Genomic DNA, 2,500 nt, shown 5'->3' with positions numbered 1-2,500 from the left:
TGCGCCGAAAATGTAACGGGGCTCAAGCCATACACCGAAGCTGTGGATTTACTCTTATGAATCATATGAGTAAGTGGTAGCGGAGCGTTCCGTAAGCCTGTGAAGGGAGACTCGTGAGAGCTCCTGGAGGTATCGGAAGTGAGAATGCTGACATGAGTAACGATAAAGGGAGTGAGAGACTCCCTCGCCGAAAGTCCAAGGGTTCCTGCTTAAAGTTAATCTGAGCAGGGTGAGTCGGCCCCTAAGGCGAGGCCGAAAGGCGTAGTCGATGGGAACCACGTTAATATTCGTGGACCTGTGGGAAGTGACGGATTGCGTATATTGTAAGGTCTTATTGGATTGATCTTGCAGTGAAGTAGTCCCAGGAAATAGCTCCCACATATAGACCGTACCCGAAACCGACACAGGTGGACAGGTAGAGAATACCAAGGCGCTTGAGAGAACTACGTTGAAGGAACTCGGCAAATTGCACGCGTAACTTCGGAAGAAGCGTGACCCTTTTGCGGGCAACCGTTAAAGGGTGGCACAGACCAGGGGGTAGCGACTGTTTACCAAAAACACAGGGCTCTGCGAAGTCGCAAGACGATGTATAGGGTCTGACGCCTGCCCGGTGCTGGAAGGTTAAGAGGAGATGTGCAAGCATTAAATTGAAGCCCCAGTAAACGGCGGCCGTAACTATAACGGTCCTAAGGTAGCGAAATTCCTTGTCGGGTAAGTTCCGACCTGCACGAATGGCGTAACGACTTCCCCGCTGTCTCCAACGTAGACTCAGTGAAATTGAATTCCCCGTGAAGATGCGGGGTTCCTGCGGTTAGACGGAAAGACCCCGTGCACCTTTACTATAGCTTTACACTGGCATTTGTGTCTATCTGTGTAGGATAGGTGGTAGACTTTGAAGCAGGGGCGTCAGCTCTTGTGGAGTCACCCTTGAAATACCACCCTTATGGATATGGATGTCTAACTGCAGTGCGTTATCCGCATTCAGGACAGTGTATGGTGGGTAGTTTGACTGGGGCGGTCGCCTCCTAAAGAGTAACGGAGGCGCGCGAAGGTAGGCTCAGAACGGTCGGAAATCGTTCGTTGAGTGCAATGGCATAAGCCTGCCTGACTGTGAGACTGACAAGTCGAACAGAGTCGAAAGACGGTCATAGTGATCCGGTGGTCCCGTGTGGAAGGGCCATCGCTCAACGGATAAAAGGTACGCCGGGGATAACAGGCTGATGACCCCCAAGAGTTCATATCGACGGGGTTGTTTGGCACCTCGATGTCGACTCATCGCATCCTGGGGCTGGAGCAGGTCCCAAGGGTATGGCTGTTCGCCATTTAAAGCGGTACGTGAGTTGGGTTCAGAACGTCGTGAGACAGTTCGGTCCCTATCTGCCGTGGGTGTAGGAATATTGACAGGATCTATCCCTAGTACGAGAGGACCGGGATGGACGTATCTCTGGTGGACCTGTTGTGGCGCCAGCCGCATAGCAGGGTAGCTATATACGGACGGGATAACCGCTGAAAGCATCTAAGCGGGAAACCCACCTGAAAACGAGTATTCCCTGAGAACCGTGGAAGATCACCACGTTGATAGGTCAGGTGTGGAAGTGTGGTAACATATGAAGCTTACTGATACTAATCGTTCGATAGGCTTGATCGTTCCCATTCCCTATGTTCATTCTAAAATAAAAAACTCAAATAAAACTAAGCAAAAAAACCAGTTCTCGTTCATTGATATGTTCTTAGCTGACTTGGTGGTTATAGCGGAATGGCTGCACCCGATCCCCATCCCGAACTCGGCCGTGAAACGTTCCAGCGCTGATGGTACTGTGTCTTAAGGCACGGGAGAGTAAGTCACTGCCAGGTCTGTTAAAAACATACAATGGTCTTCTCAAACAGTTTCCAATAGAGGTCAGCAGTCAAGTGATTTTGTTACAAACAATATCATCGTCACAATAACTGTGGGATCTCTGCAATGGCGCGGGGTGGAGCAGCCCGGTAGCTCGTCAGGCTCATAACCTGAAGGCCGCAGGTTCAAATCCTGCCCCCGCAACCAAAAAAAATTCTGACAAAATCTGTACTCTCTTCTAAAAAAACACCACCATTGGAAATTAATATTTGCTTCTTAGGGCTTTACCTTACTATTAAAGTTCTCATATCCGCTGTAAAATATTCTTATCTGACCATTTCTCTAAAAGTCTCTTCTCTCTTCATAGCACAATACATAGTTCTTATGTTTGCACGGCTCTTATATGTCTGCTGTGTTTTTAAGAGGGGTAAGGGCTTATTGTCTTCTGCACTTCCTTTATATCTTACTACAGACGGGTAAATGGGTGTATCTATCTCGTTTAAAGGGTAGGGTATATAGTATATAAATGATAGGGCACAAAGCGTCTGTTCTTATTCATGTATGATTATTATAAAAGATGTTGTGGCAGTGCTCAATAAATCTGTTCAAGCTCAAAGTCAGAAAGGGCATATGGTCATTTTGTAAAAAAAGTGGTTATCGTGC

Annotated in this window: 1 tRNA gene and 2 rRNA genes (1 of these 3 cut by a window edge); all 3 read left to right on the top strand. The window is 47.8% G+C overall.

The annotated features are described in order from the left end of the window. Positions 1 to 1,648 (top strand): 23S ribosomal RNA (locus ME3_RS00015); it begins 1,173 nt to the left of the window's first position. Positions 1,649 to 1,738: 90 nt separating this feature from the next. Then, positions 1,739 to 1,854 (top strand): 5S ribosomal RNA (gene rrf, locus ME3_RS00010). Positions 1,855 to 1,967: 113 nt separating this feature from the next. Next, positions 1,968 to 2,044, top strand: a tRNA-Met gene (locus ME3_RS00005). The last annotated feature ends 456 nt before the right edge of the window (positions 2,045 to 2,500 follow it).

It is taken from the genome of Bartonella melophagi K-2C (assembly GCF_000278255.1).
Classification (GTDB): domain Bacteria; phylum Pseudomonadota; class Alphaproteobacteria; order Rhizobiales; family Rhizobiaceae; genus Bartonella; species Bartonella melophagi.
Note: the sequence above shows the minus strand (reverse complement) of the source record. Positions and strands in the feature narration are given on the sequence as shown.